The 23,714-nt window shown below is 58.8% G+C and carries 22 protein-coding genes; 15 read left to right on the top strand and 7 right to left on the bottom strand.

Annotated elements, in window-relative coordinates; genetic code table 11:
• Window positions 1–43: 43 nt before the first annotated feature.
• The 7 genes from CFT68_RS16480 to CFT68_RS16500 all read left to right on the top strand — a co-directional run bounded on the left by CFT68_RS16480 (window position 44) and on the right by CFT68_RS16500 (window position 5,349).
• Window positions 44–556, top strand: a complete 513-nt coding sequence (locus CFT68_RS16480; protein WP_170934836.1) for a DUF2314 domain-containing protein — start codon at window positions 44–46, stop codon at window positions 554–556.
• Between the two features lie 75 nt (window positions 557–631).
• A complete protein-coding gene (gene rocD / locus CFT68_RS16485; protein WP_088844617.1) occupies window positions 632–1,894 on the top strand; it encodes an ornithine--oxo-acid transaminase in 1,263 nt (420 codons plus the stop codon).
• A gap of 314 nt (window positions 1,895–2,208) precedes the next feature.
• Window positions 2,209–2,466 carry a hypothetical protein gene (locus tag CFT68_RS21550; protein WP_141106598.1) on the top strand — a complete coding sequence of 86 codons (258 nt, stop codon included), beginning with the start codon at window positions 2,209–2,211 and terminating at the stop codon, window positions 2,464–2,466.
• Window positions 2,467–2,805: 339 nt separating this feature from the next.
• A complete protein-coding gene (locus CFT68_RS21555) occupies window positions 2,806–3,093 on the top strand; it encodes a hypothetical protein (protein WP_141106599.1) in 288 nt (95 codons plus the stop codon).
• Between the two features lie 164 nt (window positions 3,094–3,257).
• Entirely contained in the window at window positions 3,258–3,476 is a 219-nt protein-coding gene (locus CFT68_RS21560; protein ID WP_141106600.1) for a hypothetical protein, read from the top strand.
• A gap of 189 nt (window positions 3,477–3,665) precedes the next feature.
• The gene (hemB, locus tag CFT68_RS16495; RefSeq protein WP_170934837.1) at window positions 3,666–4,658 is read left to right on the top strand and encodes a porphobilinogen synthase; all 993 of its coding nucleotides are present in this window, start codon (window positions 3,666–3,668) and stop codon (window positions 4,656–4,658) included.
• 178 nt (window positions 4,659–4,836) lie between these two features.
• A complete protein-coding gene (locus CFT68_RS16500; RefSeq protein WP_088844619.1) occupies window positions 4,837–5,349 on the top strand; it encodes a GNAT family N-acetyltransferase in 513 nt (170 codons plus the stop codon).
• A gap of 11 nt (window positions 5,350–5,360) precedes the next feature.
• Here the strand turns inward: CFT68_RS16500 and CFT68_RS16505 are convergent, their stop codons facing one another.
• Entirely contained in the window at window positions 5,361–6,728 is a 1,368-nt protein-coding gene (locus CFT68_RS16505; RefSeq protein WP_088844620.1) for an APC family permease, read from the bottom strand.
• Between the two features lie 209 nt (window positions 6,729–6,937).
• On the opposite strand from CFT68_RS16505, the gene CFT68_RS16510 reads away from it, so the two are divergent.
• The 4 genes from CFT68_RS16510 to CFT68_RS16525 are packed head-to-tail and all read left to right on the top strand — an operon-like array spanning window position 6,938 to window position 10,897.
• Complete coding sequence (locus CFT68_RS16510; RefSeq protein ID WP_088844621.1) at window positions 6,938–7,858, top strand: cation diffusion facilitator family transporter; 921 nt, start codon at window positions 6,938–6,940, stop codon at window positions 7,856–7,858.
• A gap of 59 nt (window positions 7,859–7,917) precedes the next feature.
• A complete protein-coding gene (locus CFT68_RS16515) occupies window positions 7,918–8,877 on the top strand; it encodes a cation diffusion facilitator family transporter (RefSeq protein ID WP_088844622.1) in 960 nt (319 codons plus the stop codon).
• 53 nt (window positions 8,878–8,930) lie between these two features.
• A complete protein-coding gene (locus CFT68_RS16520; protein ID WP_088844623.1) occupies window positions 8,931–10,145 on the top strand; it encodes a glycosyltransferase family protein in 1,215 nt (404 codons plus the stop codon).
• Between the two features lie 14 nt (window positions 10,146–10,159).
• Complete coding sequence (locus tag CFT68_RS16525) at window positions 10,160–10,897, top strand: phospholipase D-like domain-containing protein (protein WP_088844624.1); 738 nt, start codon at window positions 10,160–10,162, stop codon at window positions 10,895–10,897.
• 10 nt (window positions 10,898–10,907) lie between these two features.
• Here CFT68_RS16525 and CFT68_RS16530 read toward each other — a convergent pair whose 3' ends face one another.
• Window positions 10,908–12,461, bottom strand: a complete 1,554-nt coding sequence (locus CFT68_RS16530; RefSeq protein WP_088844625.1) for a PA14 domain-containing protein — start codon at window positions 12,459–12,461, stop codon at window positions 10,908–10,910.
• Window positions 12,462–12,722: 261 nt separating this feature from the next.
• Between CFT68_RS16530 and CFT68_RS16535 the strand changes: the two genes are divergently transcribed.
• Window positions 12,723–13,271 carry a methylated-DNA--[protein]-cysteine S-methyltransferase gene (locus tag CFT68_RS16535; RefSeq protein WP_088844626.1) on the top strand — a complete coding sequence of 183 codons (549 nt, stop codon included), beginning with the start codon at window positions 12,723–12,725 and terminating at the stop codon, window positions 13,269–13,271.
• Between the two features lies 1 nt (window position 13,272).
• Here the strand turns inward: CFT68_RS16535 and CFT68_RS16540 are convergent, their stop codons facing one another.
• Complete coding sequence (locus CFT68_RS16540) at window positions 13,273–14,178, bottom strand: alpha/beta hydrolase (RefSeq protein WP_088844627.1); 906 nt, start codon at window positions 14,176–14,178, stop codon at window positions 13,273–13,275.
• Window positions 14,179–14,369: 191 nt separating this feature from the next.
• On the opposite strand from CFT68_RS16540, the gene CFT68_RS16545 reads away from it, so the two are divergent.
• Window positions 14,370–15,104: a tetratricopeptide repeat protein gene (locus tag CFT68_RS16545; protein ID WP_088844628.1), complete on the top strand. Its 735-nt coding sequence runs from the start codon at window positions 14,370–14,372 to the stop codon at window positions 15,102–15,104.
• Window positions 15,105–15,180: 76 nt separating this feature from the next.
• Complete coding sequence (locus CFT68_RS16550) at window positions 15,181–15,936, top strand: hypothetical protein (RefSeq protein WP_141106601.1); 756 nt, start codon at window positions 15,181–15,183, stop codon at window positions 15,934–15,936.
• Between the two features lie 134 nt (window positions 15,937–16,070).
• Here the strand turns inward: CFT68_RS16550 and CFT68_RS16555 are convergent, their stop codons facing one another.
• Window positions 16,071–18,545: a M4 family metallopeptidase gene (locus CFT68_RS16555; protein WP_088844630.1), complete on the bottom strand. Its 2,475-nt coding sequence runs from the start codon at window positions 18,543–18,545 to the stop codon at window positions 16,071–16,073.
• Window positions 18,546–18,851: 306 nt separating this feature from the next.
• Between CFT68_RS16555 and CFT68_RS16560 the strand changes: the two genes are divergently transcribed.
• Window positions 18,852–19,640 (top strand): SDR family oxidoreductase, encoded by a 789-nt coding sequence (locus CFT68_RS16560; RefSeq protein WP_088844631.1) that lies wholly within the window; start codon window positions 18,852–18,854, stop codon window positions 19,638–19,640.
• A 279-nt stretch (window positions 19,641–19,919) separates the two neighbouring features.
• Here CFT68_RS16560 and CFT68_RS16565 read toward each other — a convergent pair whose 3' ends face one another.
• From CFT68_RS16565 to CFT68_RS16575, 3 genes are all read right to left on the bottom strand, one after another.
• On the bottom strand, window positions 19,920–20,786 hold the full coding sequence (locus CFT68_RS16565) for an ATP-grasp domain-containing protein (protein WP_088844632.1): 867 nt from the start codon (window positions 20,784–20,786) through the stop codon (window positions 19,920–19,922).
• Window positions 20,787–20,918: 132 nt separating this feature from the next.
• On the bottom strand, window positions 20,919–22,232 hold the full coding sequence (locus CFT68_RS16570; protein ID WP_088844633.1) for an amidohydrolase: 1,314 nt from the start codon (window positions 22,230–22,232) through the stop codon (window positions 20,919–20,921).
• An 83-nt stretch (window positions 22,233–22,315) separates the two neighbouring features.
• A complete protein-coding gene (locus CFT68_RS16575; RefSeq protein ID WP_088844634.1) occupies window positions 22,316–23,629 on the bottom strand; it encodes an amidohydrolase in 1,314 nt (437 codons plus the stop codon).
• Window positions 23,630–23,714: the final 85 nt, after the last annotated feature.

The raw sequence follows: 23,714 nt of genomic DNA on the forward strand, positions 1-23,714 counted from the left end.
GGCCGGCCCTATGACAGGCGGTGGCTTTATCACCTCCCGTTTTATGACTTCGCGCACTATTCTAGGCCTCTTGTTATGCAACTCGCTGCTCTGCTTGGGCACGCTGACCGCCGGGGCGCAGCAGCTCCGCAACGATGCTCCCGTTTCGGCCAACGCCCCTACCGACAGGCCCCTTTCGGTACTGAAGACGGAAGACGATAAAGGTCTGCATCAGCTAGACAAGGTCATTGCCCCTGCCGTGAAACAGGCCCGCCGAACGCTGCCCCAAGCCAAACAGCGCTTCCAGAGTGGCCTAGCGGCCGGCCAGGCCTTTTTCCTGACTACGCGCATTTATGATGCTGATGGCCGTTTCGAGCAGGTGTTTGTGCGGGTGCGAGAATGGCAGGGATCTTCCATCAAAGGCATCATTGCCAGCGACCTTGCGGTAGTGCAGCAGTACCAGACCGGGCAACTCATCGAGTTTCCGGAAAAAGCGGTGCTCGACTGGACAATTAGCCAGCCAGATGGTTCTGAGGAAGGCAACTTTGTCGGAAAGCTGATGGATACCTTGCAGTAGGAAAGCAGCCTGGCCCGGCGGCTTTTCCGTAAATTTGAATACCCCGCTTTGTTTACCCACCCAACCTTTCGTGTTATGTCTGCTACTACCTCCCATACTTCCGCCCCTACCTTGCGCGGCCGCAGCCAAGAGCTCATGGCGCTCGAAGATCAATACGGCGCCCACAACTACCACCCGCTCCCGGTAGTGCTCAACCGGGGCGAAGGTGTGCATCTGTGGGATGTTGATGGCAAGCATTATTATGATTTCCTCTCGGCCTACTCGGCGGTGAATCAGGGCCATTGCCACCCACGCATCATTGGGGCCCTCACTGAGCAGGCGCAAAAGCTTACTCTCACCTCGCGGGCCTTCTTCAACGACCAGTTGGGCGCCGCCGAAAAGCAGCTGTGTGAGCTTTTCAACTACGATAAGGCGTTGCTGATGAACTCAGGCGCCGAGGCGGTGGAAACGGCTCTGAAGCTGGCCCGCAAGTGGGGCTATCAGGAAAAGGGCATTGCCCCGAACCAGGCCGTCATCATTGTAGCCGAGCACAACTTCCACGGCCGCACTACCGGTATCATCTCCTTCAGCACCGACCCCGATTCTACGGGCGGCTTCGGGCCCTACACCCCCGGCTACCAAGTGGTGCCCTACGATGACCTGGAGGCCCTAACCGAAGCTCTGCAGGATCCGCACATATGCGGTTTCCTGGTAGAGCCTATTCAGGGCGAGGCCGGCGTGATGGTGCCTTCCGATGGCTACCTGGCCAAAGCGGCGGCGCTGTGTAAAGAGCACAAGGTGCTGTTCATTGCCGACGAAATTCAGACTGGCCTAGGCCGTACCGGCGAGCTACTGGCAGTATGCTACGAAGGCGTGCACGCCGATATCCTGATTCTGGGCAAAGCCCTGAGCGGCGGTGTGTTGCCGGTATCGGCGGTGCTGGCCCGCAACGAAATTATGCTCACCATTCAGCCCGGCCAGCACGGCTCTACGTTTGGCGGTAACCCGCTGGCTAGTGTGGTGCTGCGCGCTGCCCTGGATGTGCTTCTCGACGAAAAACTGACGGAAAATGCCCGCGCCCTGGGCGAGGTATTCCGGGAGCGTATGCGCCGCGTGCAGGCCAAGCGCCCCGAAGTAGTGGAGCTGGTGCGCGGCAAAGGCCTGCTGAATGCCGTGGTCATTAAGCCCCACGCCGACGGCCGCACTGCCTGGGATGTATGCGTGACGCTGATGGAGCGCGGTGTACTGGCCAAACCTACCCACGGCGACATCATACGTTTCGCGCCGCCGCTGGTCATTACGGAAGAGCAGCTCCACGAGGCCTGCGACATAATTGAGCAAACCATACTGGAGTTCTAACCTGCTCACTATATGATATCTACAACGGACTGCCTTACTTGTAGGCAGTCCGTTTATTTTTTAGGTGGCCTATGCATTACCGTTACTCTTTATTATCCCTGCTAGTAGTTATCGGCTGTCGAAGTGAGCGGGCGGCTTTCAGTTTTCAGTCATCGGCACCGGCTAGGCCACTATTTGTGCCAGCTCCGATAGCTACAAATGCTACGGCTGCTAAAGCTTCGTCAATCTCGCCATCAGCTTCACCGCTTCTTTCCAGGCAGCCGCAAGCACGTACCGCTAAACGGTACGCTGCTCAACTCCCGAAAGCTACCCGAGTGCTGCCGCCGCGCAGAAGTGGCCTAGGCCACTCCGAAACCACTCGCCATACCTCCGCGTACGGCAAAGCGCGACGCCAGCCCCGGCACCCTTCCCGCGATTATACCCCGCTGGTTATGGCAACCCTGTTGGTAGCCCTTGGGTCGCTGCTGCTTATTGGGGCAGCAACGGCTCTTACCTCGTCGTTTATCCCGCTGATTGGCGTTCTGCTCATCGTTTTGGGCGGGGTTGTCTACTTTCACTGGCGTTACGAATAGCTTATCTGATTCACCCTTACCGCACCTGCAATGCCGCTTCGGCTACCCTACTTCTACCGGCTGCACCGTCAGACCCTTTCCGTTTTTTTACTAGTAGCCAGCGCACTTTTCAGCGGCTGTCGTAGCGAGCAGGTCGCTTTTCAGTTCAGGCCTGCCGCCGGCGCTGAGCAGCTAACAGCCCCCATCAACAGGCCTACACCAGCTGCGGGTTTGGCAGGGCCGGCCACCCCAGAAGCAAACTCGCAGCAGCCTGAAGTGGCCTACGCGCCAGCAGCAACCCCGAAGCTCATTAGGAACCACCAGGCCAAGGCTCAGGTATCTGCTACTACCAAACCCGCTTTGTCTGTCCGTAAAGTGACCTACCGTACGCTGGTGCGTTGGCAAGCTTTGCGGCCGAAGACGGGAACGGCTAGCCGGCCGCACACAGCTCAGCTGCGCGAGACCGGGCATCTGGTGATGGGCATTGCGCTCGTGGCAGCGGGAGTAGTGGCCGGCGTGCTACTAGGCGGCTGGCTAGGCCTAGGGGTGGGAGCTGCCGTGGTTATTCTGGGATACTACTTCCTGGGGCTGGCCTTTGGGGGCAAGCACGCGTGGCAGGAAGTGTTTCAAGAGTTCTTCAACATGTAGGCCACTTTCACCTGGCAGAATAGCCCGTTGGGAGCTGTAGGTCAGTCGCTAACCGATGAAATACCTCGGCTGGCATGGCTCATTAGTCGGTTGGCCGAGTTAGCCAGCGCAGGGATAGGGCACGCAGTAGTTTTGTTTCACTACTACTCCAAAGTCCTACTATTATGCGTGCTCTTCTACTGATTCTATTTTGTGGTGTTGTTTCGATGCTGGCCAGCTGCCAGACCAGCCGTCCGGCTTTCGTATCGCATCCGTTCAAGAACGTAGTAGACATGCCCTCCGACACGACCCGCAAGGTTATCGTGCTCCACGATTCGCAAGGCCCGCAAGGCACCCGTGTGGCCATGACGGCAGCTCAGGCTGCTGAGTTCAGCCAGCAGTAGGCCACTATTTCTCCGGTGCTGCGCTCTGCCCAGCACTGGTTTCGACCTGATTTTCACACACCGCCGCTCGCCGTGCCGCACCCGTTTCTGGGAGTAGCGCGGCGTTTTGGCGTGCAGGCTAATTAGCGAGGTCTGCAACCTTACCTTTGCCAGCGCTGTTCTATTCCGTCTCATTTCTGAAAACAACGCATGGCCATTCTCCCCACGCATCGTCCGCGCCGCAACCGCAAGTCCGAAGTTATCCGCAACATGGTGCAGGAAACCAACTTGTCGGTGCACGATTTTATTTATCCCGTCTTCCTGATTGAAGGGCAAAATCAGCAGCTCGAAATTCACTCCATGCCCGGCATTCACCGCTTCTCCGCCGACCGCCTGATTGATGAAATCGGGCGCTGCGTGGAGTTGGGCATCAAAAGCTTCGCTCCTTTTCCCAGCATTAATGATGGGCTGAAAGACCGGCTGGCCAAGGAAAGCGCCAACCCCGAGGGCTTGTATCTCAAAACGGTAGCCGATATCAAGCGGCAGTTCCCGGATATCGTCATCATGACCGATGTGGCGATGGACCCGTACTCCTCCGACGGCCACGACGGCGTAGTGGACGCTGAATCGGGCGAAATCCTGAACGATGCTTCCCTGGAAGTGCTCGGCCAGATGGCCCTGGCCCAAGCCCGCGCCGGCGCCGATATCATTGGGCCCAGTGATATGATGGATGGCCGCGTAGCCTGGATTCGGGAGGTGCTCGATAGCAACGCCTTCTCGCACGTGAGCATCATGAGCTATACCGCCAAGTACGCCTCGGCGTTCTACGGCCCATTCCGCGACGCGCTGGACTCGGCCCCCAAGAAAGGCGACAAGAAAAGCTACCAGATGAACCCCGCCAACCGCCGCGAGGCCCTGCGCGAACTGGCCCTCGATGAGCAGGAAGGCGCCGACATGGTCATGATAAAGCCGGCCCTGAGTTACCTCGACGTGATTCGGGAGGTGCGCGACAATACGCATCTGCCCGTGACGGCCTACAACGTATCGGGCGAGTATGCCATGGTGAAAGCCGCTGCCCAAAACGGCTGGCTCGATGGCGAAAAGACCATGATGGAAGTACTCATGAGCATCAAGCGTGCCGGCGCCGATGCCATCCTGACGTACTTTGCGAAGGAAGCCGCCGAGGTACTGCGCCGCGGCTAGTTCTCCTGTCTCCGATAGGCCTAGACGAAAAAGAGCGACCTGCTAACAGGTCGCTCTTTTTCGTCTAGGCCTGTTTTTTTGCGCTGATACTGCCAAACATATTGCGCAATTTGCCACCACCTCATCTTGGTGGGCCGCTCGTAAGACATCGTCCTGAATCACTCTCATTCCTCACCCTATGCCCGCTCACATCCGCCTCGCTACTACTGCCGATATTCCTGCCATTCTGGGCCTAGTGCGCCGCGTGGTGCCGCTTATGCAGGCTAGCGGCAACCAGCAGTGGTCAGCGGAGTACCCCAATGAGGAGGTATTTCAGAAGGACATTGAGCGGCAGCATCTGTGGGTGGCTGAACTGGAAGGCCAGGTAGCAGCCGTGGCGGCCCTCACCAACAACGACCAGGACCCCGAATACGCCCAAGCCGACTGGGACGCCACGGAGCCGGCCCTCGTCACGCACCGCTTAGCCGTTGACCCCGCGGCTCAAGGCCATGGCTTAGCGGTAGCGCTGCTGCAGCACGCCGAAAACTTGGCTACTGGCCTAGGCCTGCGCACCTTGCGAGTCGACACCAACTCCGAGAACCTGGCTACCCAGCGTCTCTTCCCCAGGCTGGGCTACCGCTACGCCGGCGAAATCACGTTGGGTTTCCGGCCCGGTTTGCGGTTTTTCTGCTACGAGAAACGGTTGGCCTAGCCTGGGCCGGATTACCGCTCAAACGGCCAGCGGCCCTGGCTTCTGCTCCACACCAGAAACGCTACCACACCGGCGGCCGTCACGCCCAGGGCGGAGAGAATCAGCATGGGGCCGGTGCTGTAGAGGATGAACAGCCACACGGCAATGGCTAGCACCACCGGCAGTGGGTAGAGCGGCATCCGGAACGGCAGGTCCTTGGTGCCCCGGCGGCGGCGCAACAGTACCAGGCCTACTGCCTGGCCTACGAACTGGATCAGGATGCGCATGGCCAAGATGGCGCTGATAACCTCGCCCAGCCGGAACAACAAGCTGAACACAAAGCCTACGCCGCCCAGAATCAGGAGCGAGACGTGCGGGAACTGCTTGGTAGGATGCAGGCGCCCGAAAACGGGGAGAAACTCGCCATCGGCGGCGGCGGCGTACGGAATGCGCGAGTAGCCGAGCAGCACCGCAAATAACGACGCAAAGGCCACCCACAGCACCAGCGCCGTAGCGGCTTTGGCGGCGGCCGCGCCGTAGAGCCTTTCCACAAACGTGCTTACAATGAACTCCGAGTGGCTGGCTTCCTGCCACGGAATCACGGTGCCCACACTCCAGTTGAGTAGCAGGTAGAGCGCCGCAATGCCCAGAATACTCAGGAAGATGCTGCGCGGAATCAGCTTGTGCGGCTCCTTCACCTCGCCGCCCAGGTGGCACACGTTGTAGTAGCCCAGGTAGCTATAAATTGTTTTGACGGCCGCCTGCCCCATAGCCGCCGATATCAGGATGCCTGGCAGCGCCGCTAGGCCACCGGCGGGCATCCAGGCCACCTCGTGGTTGGCGTGCGTGATTCCCCCGAAAATCAGCCAGCCCATGAGGCCCAGCACGCCCACCCAAAGCATTACGCCTAGCTTACCAATGTCCTCGATGCGGCGGTAGAGCAGTGCAATTAGCAGCAATACCACCACACCCGATACCAGCTTGGGCTGCCACCACTCCTGAAACGGCACCAGATAGCCAAAGTACTGCGCGAAGCCAATGGCCCCCGAGGCCAGCACCAGCGGCGCCTGAATCAGGGTTTGCCACACATACAGGAACGACATCAGCCGGCCCCACTTATGTTCGCCGTAGGCCAGTTTGAGGAAGCGGTAGGAGCCGCCCGCCTCCGGATATGCGGCTCCCAGCTCACTCCAGACCAAGCCATCCACGATACTCAGGCCGGCGCCCACCAGCCAGGCCAGCAGGAAGTACGGCCCCATGAACCCCATCACGAGCGGCAGGGTCACGAAGGGGCCGATGCCGACCATATCAATCATGTTGAGGGCGGTGGCTTGCACCAGGCCTAGGCGGCGTTGGAGCGGTGCGGCGGCAACAGGGGAGTCGGTAGAAGTTTGGGTCATGGGTCGTAAAAGTCGGATAAAACCAGATTGTTCAGCGCACAAGTTTGCACGGCCCCCAATGCGGCCCCGGCTGCCCGTAGGTCACTTCCCAAAACTGCTGCCTCAGCAGCGGTTGTTCCGCGTCGTAACCACTTAGAGCGCGACCATGAGCCAACCCAATCGTGGGGGCCGCGTACCCTGAGGATACGTTCTCACCTGTTCCTGCACCTATGGCTGGCAATTCTTCCTCTAAATTAGTTGTGTATGGGGCCATTGGCGCCAACCTAGCTATTGCGGCTTCCAAGTTCGTGGCGGCCTTTTTCACGGGCAGCGCCGCCATGATGTCGGAAGGCATTCACTCCCTGGTCGACAGCGGCAACGGCATGCTGATTTTGTTTGGCATGAACCGCAGCGCCCGGCCCGCCGATGCTCGCCACCCCTTCGGCTACAGCAAGGAAATCTACTTCTGGACCGTTATTGTGGCGGTTATGATTTTTGCGGTGGGCGGCGGCATGTCGCTTTACAAAGGCTATCAGTACATTCAGAATCCGGTTCCGCTCACTGATCCTACCTGGAACTACTGGGTGCTGGGGCTGGCCATTGTGTTCGAAGGAGTGGCCTGCACCCTGGCCTACCGGGAGTTCCGCAAGACCCAGGGCGACCACGGTTTCTGGCAAGCCCTGCGCCTGAGCAAAGACCCGGCAGTATTTGCCATTCTGCTCGAAGACCTGGCCGCGCTAGTAGGCCTATTGATTGCCCTGGCGGGTATTTTCTTCGGGCACCTGCTCAACAACCTGTACCTCGATGGCGCAGCTTCCATGGCTATCGGGGCACTGCTGGTGGGTATGGCCATATTCATGCTGCGCGAGACCAAAGGGCTGCTGATTGGGGAAGGCGCTGATGCCACCATGCTGCAAGATCTCTCGGTCATCACCCGCCAAGATGCCGCCGTGGTCTCTATGCACAACCCGCTCACCATGTACCTCGGCCCCCAGGATGCGGTGCTAGCCCTCGATGTAGAGTTTCATGACCACCTCTCGGCCGTGGAAATAGAACAGGCCGTTAGCCGGCTCCAGGCCAGCATCCAAACCAAGCATCCGCAGTTCCGGCGCGTCTTCATTGAGGCGGCCGCGCCGCCAACCCCGGTTTAGTGAGTTGCGTACGACGGGCAGACTGCTGTACTTAGCGGTTTCAACCTATTTCCTCTTGCATGTCTGCGGGTTCTTCTAAAATCGCCATTTACGGGGCCATTGGCGCCAATATTGCCATTGCCATTGCCAAGTTTGTGGCCGCCTTCTTTACCGGCAGCTCGGCTATGCTTTCCGAGGGCATCCACTCCCTAGTAGACAGCGGCAACGGCCTGTTGATTTTGTTTGGGGTGAAGCAGGCCGAAAAGCCCGCCGATGCCCGCCACCCCTTCGGGCGCAGCAAGGAGCTGTATTTCTGGTCCCTGATTGTAGCCATTCTGGTATTTTCCGTGGGCGGCGGCATGTCGTTTTACGAGGGCGTGGAGCACTTGCGCAACCCGTCGCCCATTACCGATCCCACCTGGAATTACTGGGTACTGGGCCTCTCCATGCTGTTTGAAGGCATTTCCTGCTTTCTAGCGTTCCGCGAGTTCAACAAAGACCGCGGCGACTCCGGCTTCTGGGCCACGCTCGGGCGCAGCAAAGACCCTTCGGTTTTTGCCATTCTGATGGAAGACCTGGCCGCGCTGCTGGGCCTAGTCATTGCCCTGGCTGGCGTGTATTTTGGGCATCTGCTTAACAACCCCTACTTCGACGGCGGCGCTTCCATCTGCATTGGCATTCTGCTGGTGTCGGTAGCTATCTTTTTGATTTACAAAACCAAAGGCCTGCTAGTAGGCGAAGGTGTAGACGACGAAACCCTGGATGCGCTGGAAACCCTGGCCCGTCAGCAACGCGGCGTGGAGCAGGTGCGCCGGCCCCTCACTATGTATCTGGGGCCGCACGATGTGGTGCTGGCCCTCGATGTGGAATTCCATGACCACCTCTCGGCCGTGGAAGTGGAGCGCACCGTAGACGCGCTTCAGGATGCCATCCGGGCGAAGTTCCCCGAATTCAAGCGTATCTTCATCGAGGCCAAAGGTTTATCGGGCAAGTCCCGCAGTCCTTTGCCTACCGATCAGCCGGTGTCGCCGCAGATCTAGGCCTGTTCTATCAGGCTCCTTCCGGCGGCTATGTGTCACCTACCCTACCCGCTATGCCAAACGACTTTTTCGCCACTTCCCCCTTTCAATCCTTCTGGATGGGCGGCTTCGAATGCACCGACCAACTCAACGCCTTCGGCCACCGGGTAGACTTTCTGCCCCTCACAGGCCACCTCCCGCTGCTGGATGATGATTACAGCCGTTTGCAGGAATTCAGTATTGGTAGTGTCCGGGAAGGTATCCGGTGGAGTCAGATCGAGAAAACACCGTACCACTACGACTGGAGCACCGTGCAGGTAATGCTTGATGCGGGGCGCCGCCATGGCATTCAGCAAATCTGGGACTTGTGCCACTTCGGCTACCCCGACGACCTGACGCCTTTGCACCCCATGTTTGCGCGGCGCTTCGCCTTTCTCTGCCGGGCTTTCGTGGATTTCTACCGCCAGCAGCGCCCCGACGATGTGCTCATCGTGACGCCCATCAACGAGGTAAGCTTCATGAGTTGGCTGGGGGGCGATGTACGGGGCACCTCACCGTATTGCGTAGGCCAGGGCTGGGAAGTGAAACGGGGCCTGATGCGCGCTTATATTGAGGGCGTAGCGGCCCTGCAGGAAGCCGACCCCACCATCCGTATTCTTACCACCGAGCCCCTCATCCGGATTGTGCCGCGGTTTGGGGCGAGTGCCGGCGAGGTGCGGCGGGCCAAGGAGTTCGATGTAAACCAGTTTCAGAGTGTAGACATGCTCTGCGGGCGCATCTGCCCCGAATTGGGCGGCCGCCCCGAATACCTGGATTTGCTGGGCTTCAACTATTACTACGACAACCAGTGGCAGCTGGAGCCGCATCAAACGCTGCCTTGGGCCAACGACTTCAACGACCCCCGTTTCCGCCTTCTGAGCCACCTGCTCAAGCGGGCATACAAGCGCTACGGCCGCCCCGTGGTCCTCACCGAAACCAGCCATCCAGGCGTTGATCGGCCGTTCTGGATCAAGATGATAGCCGAAGAATCGGCAGCAGCCATCCGGGCCGGCGTGCCGCTACTGGGCGTGTGCCTCTACCCCATCATCGATCGGCCCGACTGGGACCATCTTACGCCCTGGCACCGGGCCGGGCTTTGGGATGTTGACCTAGGCCACCCCGAGCCCGGCCTGACGCGCGTGCTGCATGAGCCATCGGCGGAAGCGCTTCGCGTGGCCCAGGCGCAAGTGAGTCTTGCTCAGCAAAAAGCCGCCAAACGGCGTTTCTCCACCGTACCTTCTTCCCTATAAACCCACTCTCGCCCGTGACTTCAGCCGACTTGTTACAGCAGTTCCGACAGGCCTTCGCCGACGTAAACCTGTCGCCGGAGGAGGCACGCCAGCTGCGTAGCAACTTGGCAAGTTTCGGCAAGAGTGGAGGTTCCGTGGAGACGTTGCGCCATCAGCTATTTGCCTTGGCGCACGAGCGGTTCAATACCTTCAAGGATAAAGCCGTGCTGGAGTGGCTGGAAGAAGCCAGTGCCCTGTTGCCCAATGGCACTGTAAGCCATCAGGAGAGCAACTCCACTGCAGTTCCGATGGCGTATTCGTCGCAGGTGTATTTCAGTCCTGGCCTAGCGTGCGTTGAAGCCATCCAGCGGTTTGTGCAGGAAGCGCGCCACACGCTGGACATCTGTGTTTTCACGGTAGCTGATGACCGCCTGACGGATGCCTTGCTAGCCGCCCACCACAGGGGAGTACGTCTGCGCCTGCTTACTGATAACGACAAGGTGCAGGACCGTGGCTCCGATGTGCAACAGCTACACGCGGCCGGCATCCCGACGCGCACTGACCGCACGGAGTACCATATGCACCATAAGTTTGCCTTGGCAGATGGCCGCGCGGTACTAACCGGCAGCTACAACTGGACACGCTCAGCGGCGGCCCACAACCACGAGAACCTACTCATCACGCAGGAGCCAGCCATTGTAGGCCAGTACCTCCAGGAGTTCAACCGCCTGTGGGAAGAGATGACCGTGTTTGGTGCTCCTCAGAAACCCTAGCTCTGCTGGCCTACTGAGCGGCAGTAGGGCTGGCGGGTTCCGCCTTGGGCCGACGAATTACTAACGGCTGCGTAGTCGTGACGGTGCCCACGGTGAGGTGCAGGTTGTAGTCGCCGGCGGGCAGGCTGGTGAAGTCGAGGGTTTGGTTGTGCTGGCCGGGTGCTTGCTTGCGGTAATCGGAAACGCGCACCACAATGCCGCGCTGGTCGTAGAGCACCCAGCCCAGCGGCATGGTTTCCGCCAGTTGATAGTGCATCTGCACTACCCCGTTGGAAGGGTTCGGGTACACACTCATTTTGTTGGCCCCGATACCCGGCATGTTGTTGGCGGCGAGGGTAGTGGCGGGAACTTCAATGGTAGCAGGCTCCAGCTTCCACTGTTGCGTTGGCTCGCCTTTGTAGCGCCACTGCTGAATGCCACCATCGGCAGAGTCTTTGGCGGTGAGAGCTTTGCGGCTATGCTTGGCAATAAGCTTGTAGTACCCGTCGCCGGCGTCTTCTATCTGCCAGAGCTGGTTGTTGCCACTGTAGTAGCTCCACAGGCTCAGGGGCGCTCCATTGGAGGTAGAGCTGCCCAATACTTCCAGCACTTTGCTGCTGCCCTGCACCAGTAGGCGGTAAAATCCTTCGCCAGCGCTTTCAATTTTCCACTGAGCCGGAGTGCTGCGGCCCGGCATTGCAGCGGCCTGGGTACCCCTGAACGGACGGCTTTCGTCGACTACTTCCAAAGGCGTGTTGTTTGCCTTGGATTTCAGCATAAACACGTTTCCAGCCAGAGACGCCGCCGGTGCGGAGGTTACTGTGGGCTTAGCCGCCGGAGCAGGCTTTTCCGTTGCTTTAGCCGCCACCGTTTTGGGGGCAGTAACTGCTTTCACAGGTGCTGCTTTGGCAGCGGCCGTTTTGGTGGCGGCTTTGGCTGCCGCTGGCTGAGCTACAACAGCTTTAGCGGCCGGCACCTCGGCTGGCGCTTTAGGCGCCGCTGCCTTGGGCGCCGACGCTGCTTTGGCAGCAGCCAAGGCCGCTGCTACAGCTTCAGCGGGGTCAGGCGTGGTGGGCGAACCTAGGGGGTACAGGTTGCCCATCGGGATAGTCTGGAGGGCCTGCCCGGGAGCCATCCATTGGAGCTGTAGGCCAGCATCTCCTTCCTCATCAAAATACTCCAGCTTGATGGTGGTTTTCTCACCAGCCGCCAAACTAACGGCGTTGCCATCAAGCCGCACGGAGCCTTTACCATTCCAGGTATCAATCACCTTTTTGCCATTCACCCAGAGGCGTACGCCTTCCGCGCTGGTCACCGAAAACTTGTAGTTGCCGGTAGAAGGAGCCGCCAGTAACCCTTCCCAACGTACTGAGAAGTTATCGGCCGGAAGCTCGGGAGCGGGCGCAGTGGCTGCCCAGCGGAAATCTACGGCCGGATCGAGGCGCTTGAGCACGGGGGCTCCGGCCAATGAGCCATTGTTGAAGTATGAGGCCGTGAGTCCGGTACCTAGCCCCTGCGCCGAAGCAGCAGATACTCCACCAAAGAGCCCAAACCCAAGAATTGAACAGAACAGTAAATTTCGCACAGTAGCTATCGTGATGGGTGAACAGAGAGGAGCAAACCAGAGGGGCGCTGGACGTTCTAAAATGAAGCGTGAAAGGCGACTATCTGGTTTTAATCCACTGAGACCAACACAATATAAATCAATTCTTCTGGCATTTATCTCATATACTTGCCATCATCCTATCAATCAGTATTTTAATACACATATATCCTGTGTTTAACTACTGTTGCATAGTTGCCTTATCCTAGTTATGTGCATCTTTACCGTCTCTACCGCCCGCCTATGTCTGCTGCTTCCGCTTATTTATCCTCGCCGCTAGGCCTACTGGAAATCAGGGGTACTGATGCCGGTTTGCAAGCCGTCCGCTTTCTGGACAACGCCCCTGCCGGATTGTACGAAACGCAGAAATCGGCCGTACCGGCCTGCCTGGTGGAGCCCTATCAGCAGCTACAGGCCTACTTCGGGCGCGAGCTGCGCGAGTTCGACCTGACGTATGCCGTGGAGCAGGGCACCGATTTTCAGCAGCGGGTATGGGGTATCCTGCCCCGCATAGGATTCGGGCACACTGCCTCCTACCTCGATCTGGCCAGGCTGCTGCAAAACCCCGGTGCCGTACGGGCCGTGGGCGCAGCCAATGGCCAGAACCCACTAGCCATTGTGTGGCCCTGTCATCGAATTATCGGGGCCAATGGGCAGCTTACAGGCTACGCAGGTGGCCTAGCGCGCAAAAAGTGGCTGCTGGATTTTGAGCGTCCGGCGGCACAAGGCGAGCTGTTTGCCTTTGCCTCCCAACCACATAGTGGCCTAGCGCAACCACTTAACTCTTTTTAGTTCAGCGCACAACTGCTCTGGCCCCGGAGGTGGCTCCCACAAAGGGGAGCAGATCCTGATAAATCACGTTGTGCTGCCAGTAGAGCTGTAGCACCATGGGCGCGTGCTTTTTACCGGGCAGCACTTTCAGGACGGGTTGCTGCCCCAAGCTTACCAGCTTCTGCCGGAATTTCTCGCTGCTGCTACTGATGGAGGGGTAGGTTTCGCCGCCCACAAACAACAGGAAAGGAGGCGTGCTGGCCGTAACATGGTACATGGCCGATACCTGCCGCCACACGGCAGGCTCTTTCCCGAAGGGCACCAAGTATTGCGCGTCGCCGGGGTACTGCATCTTCTGCAGATAGTCGTACATATCGAGGCCAGCCGGATCATCGAGAATGACGCCCCGCACGGGGTTTTGCGCCAGGCCCCGGCGCGCCAGCACCTGATTATCGGAGGCGAGCAGAGCCGCTAGGCCACCTCCGGCCGAGTGTCCCATCAGAAACAGCCGCTGCGGGTCGCCGCCATATTCCCGAATGTGCTCCACCGTCCAGGCCACGGCCCGGGCACAGTCATCGGCCATGGCGGGCACCTCAACAGCGGGTGCCAGCCGGTAGTTTATCACTACCGCTACTACACCCTGCTTAGCTAGCCGGCGCCCTACAAACGAGTAAAAATCCTTGTTGCCGCTGTCCCAGCTGCCGCCATGAATGAACACTACCACTGGGCGCAACTCCGCAGATTTTCCCTTGGGCGCATACACATCGAGGCGGTGGCGTTCCGTATCAAACGTTGGGTCAGAGGCGGGCACGTAGGCCACATCCTGGGTCCGGTGGCTGGGCCGGGCCACGGCGTATTCGTTGGCCACTACCAAAAGGAAAAGCAGGGCAAGGCCGCCCGGGAAAATCTGAAAAAAGAAAGTGCGCATGCAATAGGAAGAAATGGGAAAGCCCGCCGTTGAAAAACAGCTTAGCCCAGGGCCTGTATCGGGCCTATATACTGAAGGGGCAGCCCGCCGGATTGCCGGCTCCGCTAGCCCCAACGGCCGCCCTAGGCCAGGGTTGCGGCCGGCCGCTTATCTTTGGTACCTAGCCGCACTTTCTTCGGCTTTTTCATTCTATGACACCGATAAAATCTACGCTGCTTCTGGCGGCAGCACTGCTTGTTTGGGGTATCACGCCGGCCCACGCCCAGCGCAAAACCAAAGTCAAGACCAAAGGGGAAGCTTCTGCGGCCATCAGCCCCGCCAACCGGTTGCTGCCGTTGTTTGGGGGCCTTACCCCTGCCCAGGCCGAGCAGCTGGTGGGAAAAGCTTTCCTGGCTGACATTGAGCGCAGCTTCGCCTCGCGCGCCGAGGCGAGCCGCTTCTTCTCCACGAAAGGCTACGAGTACCTCACCGAAAACCAGGCGGATACCGCACAGTATCGGTTCAACCTGGCCTGGCTCCTGGACCAAAAAAACCCGGAGGCCTACCGTGGCCTAGGCATCATTGCCAGCCAGAAAGCTACGCCGGAAGCCTCCATCGGTTTGCTGACCCAGGGCCTGGCCGTCGACCCCAAGAATGCTAACCTCCTCTCCGACCTCGGTGCCAGCTACTTGATCGTGTACCAGCAGTCGAAAAAGAAAAAAGACTTGACCACGGCCTCTACTTACCTGGAGCAGGCTGCCGCGCTGGATGCCACCAACGCCGACACCTGGCAGCAGATGGCCCGCGTCTATTTCTATCAGGAAAAGTACCCTCAGGCCTGGGAAGCTATTCATAAGGGCCAGCAGATCAACATCGGGAGCCTGGATTTTCAACTGATTACGGAGCTACAAGCCAAGCTGCCAGACCCTTCCGGCCAGTTCAAATAAAGCCTGGGGCGGCACGTTAGACAACAGCCGACGCCTTAGTGGCGTATGCCGTAGCCTCTCACCTAACGTTGTTCTCGTGAAACTCCGCCCTCTGCTTCCTGCCCTATTGTTGCTTTCCGTTGCCGCCACTGAGCAGGCTACCGCTCAGGACTACGGCCCGGAGCGCCGCCGCCGACATTATGCCAGCAACGCCCGCCCCTACTACCGGGGTCCGGTTCGGTTTACGCTGGGCGGCGGTGTAGGCCTCTATAATGGCGACCTGACCAGCAGCCTCTCCGACCAATTTCCGGGAGGCAGCGTGAGCCTAGGCCTATTATATAAGGTGCGTCCGCACTGGTTGGTAGGTGGCGAGGCCACATATTTTGCCCTAGGGGCCAAAGATTATCTGCCGGAGCGCAATCTGGCGTTCCGGGGCCGCAATGGCTCGGGCGTGGCGTTCCTGCGCTGGGAGCCTTTCACGGATGAAGCTGCTTTTGCCGATCCGCGCAGCCCCGCTTCCTTAATCAAGCCCTACCTGAAGGCAGGAGTCGGCTTTCTGGTGTATAGCCCACGGGCCTACAATGGCACCATGCGCGCCGATGATAACACGTCCTTCTTAGCCACGGAGCGCGAAAACATCTATCCGGGTGTTGCCGGGGTAGCTCCGGTAGGCGTGGGCGTTACGCTGCGGCTGTTGCCTAAGCTCAATGCTTCTATTGAAGGCAGCTACTACTTCACCACTACCGATCAGCTGGACGACATCAGTACGGTAAGTGGGCGCTCCAGCTCTGCCAACAACGATGGCTACGGCCTAGTGGAGTTGAAGCTGGAATACGCGCCTTGGCGCCGCTAGGCCACTTCTCATAGGCGTAATCACAAAAAAGACTGGCCTAGAAGGTCAGTCTTTTTTGTTTGGCTTCATCTAAACAAAGAAGGCCCGCCAATCGGCAGGCCTTCTTTTCACTTGTCAGCTTAACGCGGGGAAGCTTATTGCTTCACGAAACGCTCGTGGAACGACTTCTGACCGTCGCTCACCGTCAGCAGGTAGATGCCTTTGGCGAGGGTAGCCACGTGCAGCTGGCCGTTCTCGAAGCGGGCACCGACTACTTTAGCACCGCGTAGGTCCGTCACAGTGGCCGTTTTGGCCTCTGCGCCGCCGGGCAGCGAAATGTTCAGTACATCGGAAGCAGGGTTCGGGTAGAGCTCCAGCTTCTTGCTTACTTCGTTGGTCAGGGTCATGCCACCAGCCAGTGCCGGGGCTTCTGGAGCCAAAGTACCACCCGAGATATTGATGGTGTAGTCTTCAGTTTCGCCGTAGCTGTAGCTGTTGCAGCTCGTGGTAGCCGAGGCGTCGCTCATGATAACACGCATACGGGTAGCACCGCTCTTGGCCGTAGCCGGAACCGTGAAGGTGCTGCTCAGGGTACCCGTGCTAGACGAAGAACCCGATACTACCGTTTCGCCAGCATCCGTGAATACGCCGTTCTGGTTGTAGTCGATGTATATCTTCCAATACTCGGTGTAGGCCGTAGAGGCATAACCAGCCGAGAAGTTGATGGTCTGGGAAGAGCCAGCGGCTACCGAGGTAGAAGTAGCCGTGCCGTTGTAGTAGCCACCATCAGCACCCGAGGTGCGGGCAATGGTACCCAGCTTTACGTAGTCGATCCACTCGTAGGCCACGCTCGTGCCTTTCGAAGTGCAGTAAGTAGTGGTGGGCGGAGGCGTGGTGCCACCGGCAGCGGCGCCTACACCTACTGCGTACCAAGCATTCGTAACAGCCGTTACCTGGGACGAGCCAGCGCCGTACAGGTCCGTAGCGGCCGAGATAGAGCCCGTGCGGGCGTTAGCGTAGGTAGAGGAAGCCGTCAGATACACGCTTTCGGTGCGGTAGGCAATTTTAGCGGCGGCATCAATGCCGATGCCTGCTACCGAGTAAGCGCTGCCGATGTCGTTGGTGCCGCTGCCGCCCTGAGCGAGCAGGTAGAACCAGTAGTTTAGTACGCCCGAGTTGGTGTGTACTCCACCGTAGTCGTTAGCCGAAGTAGGCGACGTGGTGGTAGCCTTCCAGTACGTGCCTTTGTAGGTATCGGGCTGGCCGTAGGTGTTGGGGCTGCTCATGGAGCGCAGGGCGCCACCGGTCTTCTTAATTTCTTCGCCAATCAGCCAGGTAGACTTGCCGGCCAGGCCGTACACACCCGCGGTGTAGGCCTCTACGCAAGCACCCCAGATATCGGAGAAGCCTTCGTTCATGGCACCCGACTCGTTCTGGTAGGTCAGGTTAGCCGTTTTTTCGCACACGGCATGGCCGATTTCGTGGCCGCATACGTCTAGCGCCGCCAGTGGCTTGAAGGTGCTGGCACCGTCGCCGTAGGTCATTACGGAGCCGTTCCAGTAAGCATTTTCGTAGCCTACTCCGTCTCCGGGGGTGTCATCGAAGTGTACGTAGCTCTTGATTTTAGCACCGGCGTTGTCGTAGGAATTACGCGTGTGCTTGGCTTGCCAGTAATCATAGGTAGCCTGGGCTCCGAAGTGGGCGTCGCCGGCTACGTTATCGAAGTTGGCGTTGTTGTACTCGGTGGCCGTCCAGTTGTTGTCAGCGTCGATGAAGTCGGTGGCGGCGGTGTAGCTGCTGCCCTTCTTGCAGTTGTAGGTTTCAATGCCCAGGCCGCGGGTAGTTTCGCGCAGGTAATAGCCGCCGGTGGTGGTGCCATTAGCCAACGAGCGGGTGCCACTGTAAGCCGTAGCAAACGTAGCCGTAGCAGCGGCGTGCTTGATGATGTTGTCCTGCATCACCACTTCGCCGGTGTGCGCATCTACATAAATGTAGGCGCGGCTAACGGGCTGCTGAGCGTAGATGTTGAACTTCCAGGCCAGAGTAGGCTGGCCAGCCAGCTCCGCATTGGTCGTGAGCTGGTTACGCACAATCACCAGCTCGCCTTGTGGGGCATAGGTGGCATTGTCATTGGTTTCCATTGCACGCAGGCCGGCCTCTTCGCGCGGGTCCTGCCACATGTACTTCTTGGCACCCACGAAAGACAACGCTTTACCAAGAGCAGACTGAGAATTCAGGGAAGGCGTAGTGTTCAGGCCTTCAATGCGCTCAAACTGGCCGCTGATGCTGGCTACTTTATCCTGGCGGGCATGCACGGTGTACGAGGCATGCTCTACCTTCACGCCTTTGTAGTACTGATTGTACTTCTCGTGTACGAAGCCCAGTTGATCGGTCTCCGTTTTCGTGCGAAGCATCTGGTCATCAGCACGAAGCTGCAGCTGCTCTTTCAACGCCTGGTCGGCCTGGCTCAGGCTGTAGGCTTTGGTTTGGGCATTGAATTCTACTAAGTAAGGAGTTCCGTTCTCGTTGAGCGTTTTGCCCGCTGCACGAGACAAATCCTGGGCGTAGGCGCTGGAAACCGCCAAGCCGCCGAGTAACATTAATGCTACCGCTGGGTACTTTTTCTTCATAAAAGAAAGGTTGGTTGTGGAAAAGGAGGAGGACAAGCACTTGAATTCTCTCTAGTTGACTAAAAAGAGCAACAAGAGGGAACCAAATTAAATATTTTTTAATGCCTTATCGATATTTATAAAAAAAAGTTGCCTAACCGCCACTATTACTACAGAATCTTCAATGATGAGCTCCATTCTATCAAGAAATGGCAAAACACTGTCTTCTTATCATTTAAGACCTTTATTTGCCTGAGCTGTTACTAGCACCAAACGGGTTTTGCATAATCAAACTGGTTTATTTTAGAATATTTTAAGGAAAATAAAATGTCTTTTTCTGCTGAAAAATTTTCAAGCCGCTGGTCTTTGCACGGTCAAGTAGCCTTGGTTACCGGAGCATCTAAAGGAATTGGGGCCGCGGTGGCAACTGAACTGCTGGCGCTGGGGGCCACTGTGCTGGCCGTAGCCCGGCAGGCGCCTGCCTTAGAGGTGCAGGTAGCCGACTGGAAAGCCCAAGGCTTCGATGCCTACGGTTTCACGGCCGATGTGAGCCAGGCAGCCGAACGGCAGGCGCTGCTGGCAGACGTGACCAGCCGCTGGCCGCACCTGCATATTCTGGTGAACAATGTGGGTACCAACATCCGCAAGCCCACCACCGACTATACCTCCGAGGAATACCGCCACCTGCTGGCCACCAACCTCGATTCGGCGTGGGAACTGAGCCGAGCCGCGCAGCCCCTGCTGCAAGCCGCCGGCCACAGCAGTATCGTGAATATCTCGTCGGTGGCAGGCCTAGTGCACGTTCGGACGGGTTCTATTTATGGCATGACCAAAGCGGCGCTGGTGCAGCTCACGCGCAATCTGGCCGCGGAGTGGGCGTCGTCGGGCATTCGGGTAAACTGCGTGGCGCCCTGGTACATCAAAACGCCCTTGGCTAACACAGTGCTCCAGAATGAAAGCTACTTGCAGCAGGTAGTTGACCGCACACCAATGGGCCGGGTAGGCGAACCGGAGGAAGTGGCCGCCGCCGTGGCTTTCCTGTGCTTGCCGGCAGCCTCCTACATCACGGGCCAGACCTTGAGCGTGGATGGGGGCTTCTCGGTGAATGGGTTCTGAGAGGAGAAATAGTGAGTTGGCGGAGTGGCCTAGGCCTGCCCTGTCATTGCGAGAAGGCACGACGAAGCAATCCTTCCTTGCTATCGTGCCAAGCCCTGAATAAGTAAAAGCCCTTACATCCTCCATGGAAGTAAGGGCTTTTGAATAAGGCAATGGGTCGTGCATGGTCAAAGAAGGATTGCTTCGTCGTGCCTCCTCGCAATGACAGGGCAGGCCTAGGCCACTTGCGCCGTCTAGGCCAGTCTCACATCCGGCTCACCAGTTCACCACTTCCCCATTTCACCGCTTCAGGCCTGCCTCATAGCGGGCCAATGAGCCTTCCGAGGAAGCCAAGTACAGGAACGGCTCAATCAGCTCCAGCTCCATCAGGAGCAACGTGCCATTTGCGTCCACGCCGTCTACGCGGGCGTAGAGGCAGTCGGCGGCGAACTGCTCCACAATGGCATCGGCGGCTTGGCGCAGGTGGGCGGGGGCCTCGCGGGGCTCAATGCCGCCGCCCAGGTAATGCTGCACCCGGAAGTCGCCGGATTTGGGGGTTTTCAGCACGCAGTGGCTGAACTTGCCGCCCAGGTAAATCAACGACCACTCCCCTTCCTCCTGAATCTGGGGCTGGAAAGGCTGCACCAGAAAATCTTCGTGCTGAAGCAGTTCGGCTAGTTGGGGCTGCCGAATAGCCGATTCCTGTTGGGTGAGCGTGAAGGTATTTTTGGCGCCGCCACTTACGGCGGGCTTCACTACGAGCTGCGTGCTGCCCAGCTTCTCAAACAGCTCCTCAATTACTACCTCGCTGCCTTTATCGAGCCAATGGGTAGGCACAATAGCTACGCCGGCCCGCTCCATTTCCAGCAGGTACTTTTTGTTGGCATTCCAGCGGATGGTTTTTACCGGGTTGAGCATCCGCACGCCCAGTTTTTCCATGCGCTCTAGCCACTGGTAGAACTCTTCTATGCGGTCGAAATAATCCCAGGGCGACTTCACCACCACCACATCATAGCGCAGCCAATCCACAGCGGGGTTGGTCCAGACGCGGGGTTCTACGGAATGGCCCTGCTCGCGCAGATAACGGGTAAGCAGGCTGTCCTCGTCCTCCACGTTGGGGGCGGCATATTGGGCGAGGCTTTCGCAGGTAACTAAGGCAATGTTCATTATGGGTGGAAAAGGATGCGAAGAACGAGCCGTACGCAGGCGCTAGGCCTATGCACTGGCGGGGTAGTGGCCTAGCAGACGTATCCTGGGCGACAGGGTTGCCTAGGCCAGTCTGGCAGGTGTATGGAGGCGCTATTTCTTACCGGCACCGAGGTAATCGGCGGCGAGCGTAGCCAGGGTTTTCACGCCCAGCGTGAGGCCGCTTTCATCAATGAAAAAGCCGGCCGTGTGGTGCGGAGCCGTTTCTGCGGGACTCTTGCCCTTGGGCATGCCACCTACAAATACGAACAGGCCGGGTATTTTTTCCTGGTAAAAAGCAAAGTCCTCGGCCCCGGTTACGGCCTTCTGCACCACTACTTTATCGGGGCCGGCGGTGCGGCGCAGCGTGGGCGCCATTTGCTCCGTGAGGCGCAGGTCGTTGAACGTTACGGGCGCGTAGTTCGTGATATCAACCTCGGCCGTAGCGCCCGCGCTTTCGGCAATGTTGGTGGCCGTACGGCGCACCGCCGCCCATATTTTCTGCTGCATTTCCTTGTTCAGGCAGCGAATGGTGCCCGTCAGCTCCACCTGCTCCGGAATGATGTTGTTGCGCACGCCGCCGTGCACCATGCCCACCGTGAGTACGGCGGCATCCTCGGTCAGCTCAGCCTGGCGGCTCACGATGGTTTGCAGACCCATGATAATCTGGGCAGCCGTCACTACGGGGTCCACAGCCAGCCAGGGGTAGGCACCGTGTGCCGACTTGCCTTTCACCTTGATGCTGAACACATCGGAAGAGGCCATTTCGCCGCCAGGGCGGTACTTGAGCGTGCCTACTTCCGTCTGGGCATTGATATGGACGCCGAAGATGGCATCTACCTTGGGGTTATCGAGCACCCCCTGTTTCACCATCAGACGGGCGCCGCCTTCCTCGCCCGGCAACGAACCTTCCTCGGCGGGCTGGAAAATGAATTTGACCGTACCGGGCAGGTCTTTTTTCACCTGCGAAAGGACCTCAGCGGCCCCGAGCAACATGGCTACGTGGGTATCGTGGCCGCAGGCATGCATCACGCCTACCTCCTGGCCGTTGTAGCTGGTGCGGGCTTTGGAGGCGAAAGGAATATTGACGCTTTCGGTTACGGGCAGGGCGTCCATGTCGGCGCGTAGGGCTACTACCGGGCCAGGCTTGCCGCCGCGCAGAATGGCCACTACACCGGTTTTCGCCACGCCCGTTTGCACCTCCAGGCCTAGCTTTTTGAGCTGAGCAGCCACAATGCCGGCCGTGCGGGTTTCCATGTTCCCCAGCTCGGGGTGCTCATGAATATCGCGGCGCCAGGCAACTACCTGGGCTTCCTGCTGGGCAGCGAGCTTAGCAATCCGGTCGTTGAGGGTGGTATTTTGAGCGGCGGCAGGGGCGGCCAGACCCGCTGCCAATAGGCCTGTTAGGGCGTAATGAGTTACTCTCATGAGCAAATGAAGTACTTAATAGAAGACAAAACAGAAAGAAATTCTCCAGGGAGAAGCGAAGGGCGCAACGACTGGCCTAGGGCTTATTTCTGGTTCATTTCCAGATAATCAGTGGCCAGCGTAGCCAGCGTTCTGACGCCTAGCGTGAAGCCGCTTTCATCCAGCTTGAAGCCGGCGGTGTGGTGGTCGGCAGTAGTGGCGGGGTCCTGGCCCTTGGACATACCACCCAGAAACACGAACAGGCCGGGCACTTTTTCCTGGTACAAAGAAAAATCCTCGGCCCATGTATTGGGCTTCACTTCCTTAATGTTGACTGCGCCGCCGGCCACATTCTGGAGGGTGGGCAGCATGCGCGCCGTGAGGGGCAGGTTGTTGAAGGTAACGGGCACGTAGGGCTCAATGCTCACTTCGGCCGTGGCGCCGGCGCTTTCGGCAATGTTGGTGGCCGTACGGCGGATGGCGGCCCAAATTTGCTCCTGCGTCTTGGGGTTGAAAGCCCGGATAGTGCCGCTCAGCTCCACATCAGCTGGAATAACGTTGTAGCGCACCCCGGCCTTGAGCGTGCCTACCGTTACCACGGCGGCATCCTCGGTGAGGTTTACCTGGCGGCTCACGATGGTTTGCAGGCCCATGATGATCTGGGCAGCCGTCACTACGGGGTCGACGCTGCTCCAGGGCCGGGCCCCGTGCGAGCCTTTGCCGATAACCTTGATGGTGAACCGGTCGGAGCTGGCCATTTCGCCGCCGGGCCGGTAGGCTAGCTGGCCTACCTCGGTTTGGGCATTGATGTGCAGCCCGAAAACCGCCGCCACTTTAGGGTTTTCGAGCACACCTTCTTTTATCATGAGCTTGGCGCCGCCCTCCACACCCGGCAGGGAGCCTTCCTCGGCGGGCTGAAAGATAAACTTAACGGTGCCGGGCAGGTCCTTTTTCACTTGGCTCAGCACCTCGGCCGCGCCCATGAGCATGGCTGTGTGCGCATCGTGGCCGCAGGCGTGCATCACGCCCACGGGCTGGCCTAGGTACGTGGTTTTGACGGTGGAGGCAAAGGTCACGCCGGAGGTTTCCGTAACCGGCAGAGCATCCATATCGGCGCGCAGCGCTACCACCGGACCGGGCTTGCCGCCGCGCAGAATGCCCACTACCCCGGTGCGGCCTACGCCGGTCTGTACTTCCAGGCCCAGCTTTTTCAGGTGCGCCGCCACAATGCCGGCCGTGCGCGTTTCCTCATTGCCCAACTCGGGATGCTGGTGGAAGTCTCGCCGCCAAGCAATGACTTTACTCTCTTCTTGCGCCGAGAGCTGGGCAATTCGGGCGTTGAGGGCCTGGTTTTGGGCGAAGGCGGAAGGCAGCGGGAGCGTGAGCCCCAGCGCCAGGGCGGCGTAGAATGACTTCATCGGAAATGTGCAGAGCGAAACAGAAGTCAAAAAGTACGACGCAGTTAGCAGTAAACCACCTTCCCGGAAGGAAGCCGTATTTTTG

Source organism: Hymenobacter gelipurpurascens, from assembly GCF_900187375.1.
GTDB lineage: Bacteria > Bacteroidota > Bacteroidia > Cytophagales > Hymenobacteraceae > Hymenobacter > Hymenobacter gelipurpurascens.

Excerpts from the sequence above, each read along its gene's own strand:
- CFT68_RS16500 (WP_088844619.1), top strand. The coding sequence starts at position 4,837 with ATGCCCGCTCACATCCGCCTCGCTACTACTGCCGATATTCCTGCCATT.
- hemB (WP_170934837.1), top strand. The coding sequence starts at position 3,666 with ATGGCCATTCTCCCCACGCATCGTCCGCGCCGCAACCGCAAGTCCGAA.
- CFT68_RS16565 (WP_088844632.1), bottom strand. The coding sequence starts at position 20,786 with ATGAACATTGCCTTAGTTACCTGCGAAAGCCTCGCCCAATATGCCGCC.
- CFT68_RS16545 (WP_088844628.1), top strand. The coding sequence starts at position 14,370 with ATGACACCGATAAAATCTACGCTGCTTCTGGCGGCAGCACTGCTTGTT.
- CFT68_RS16575 (WP_088844634.1), bottom strand. The coding sequence starts at position 23,629 with ATGAAGTCATTCTACGCCGCCCTGGCGCTGGGGCTCACGCTCCCGCTG.
- CFT68_RS16540 (WP_088844627.1), bottom strand. The coding sequence starts at position 14,178 with ATGCGCACTTTCTTTTTTCAGATTTTCCCGGGCGGCCTTGCCCTGCTT.
- rocD (WP_088844617.1), top strand. The coding sequence starts at position 632 with ATGTCTGCTACTACCTCCCATACTTCCGCCCCTACCTTGCGCGGCCGC.
- CFT68_RS21560 (WP_141106600.1), top strand. The coding sequence starts at position 3,258 with ATGCGTGCTCTTCTACTGATTCTATTTTGTGGTGTTGTTTCGATGCTG.
- CFT68_RS16560 (WP_088844631.1), top strand. The coding sequence starts at position 18,852 with ATGTCTTTTTCTGCTGAAAAATTTTCAAGCCGCTGGTCTTTGCACGGT.
- CFT68_RS16570 (WP_088844633.1), bottom strand. The coding sequence starts at position 22,232 with ATGAGAGTAACTCATTACGCCCTAACAGGCCTATTGGCAGCGGGTCTG.
- CFT68_RS16480 (WP_170934836.1), top strand. The coding sequence starts at position 44 with ATGACTTCGCGCACTATTCTAGGCCTCTTGTTATGCAACTCGCTGCTC.
- CFT68_RS16505 (WP_088844620.1), bottom strand. The coding sequence starts at position 6,728 with ATGACCCAAACTTCTACCGACTCCCCTGTTGCCGCCGCACCGCTCCAA.
- CFT68_RS16555 (WP_088844630.1), bottom strand. The coding sequence starts at position 18,545 with ATGAAGAAAAAGTACCCAGCGGTAGCATTAATGTTACTCGGCGGCTTG.
- CFT68_RS16515 (WP_088844622.1), top strand. The coding sequence starts at position 7,918 with ATGTCTGCGGGTTCTTCTAAAATCGCCATTTACGGGGCCATTGGCGCC.
- CFT68_RS16520 (WP_088844623.1), top strand. The coding sequence starts at position 8,931 with ATGCCAAACGACTTTTTCGCCACTTCCCCCTTTCAATCCTTCTGGATG.
- CFT68_RS16535 (WP_088844626.1), top strand. The coding sequence starts at position 12,723 with ATGTCTGCTGCTTCCGCTTATTTATCCTCGCCGCTAGGCCTACTGGAA.
- CFT68_RS16510 (WP_088844621.1), top strand. The coding sequence starts at position 6,938 with ATGGCTGGCAATTCTTCCTCTAAATTAGTTGTGTATGGGGCCATTGGC.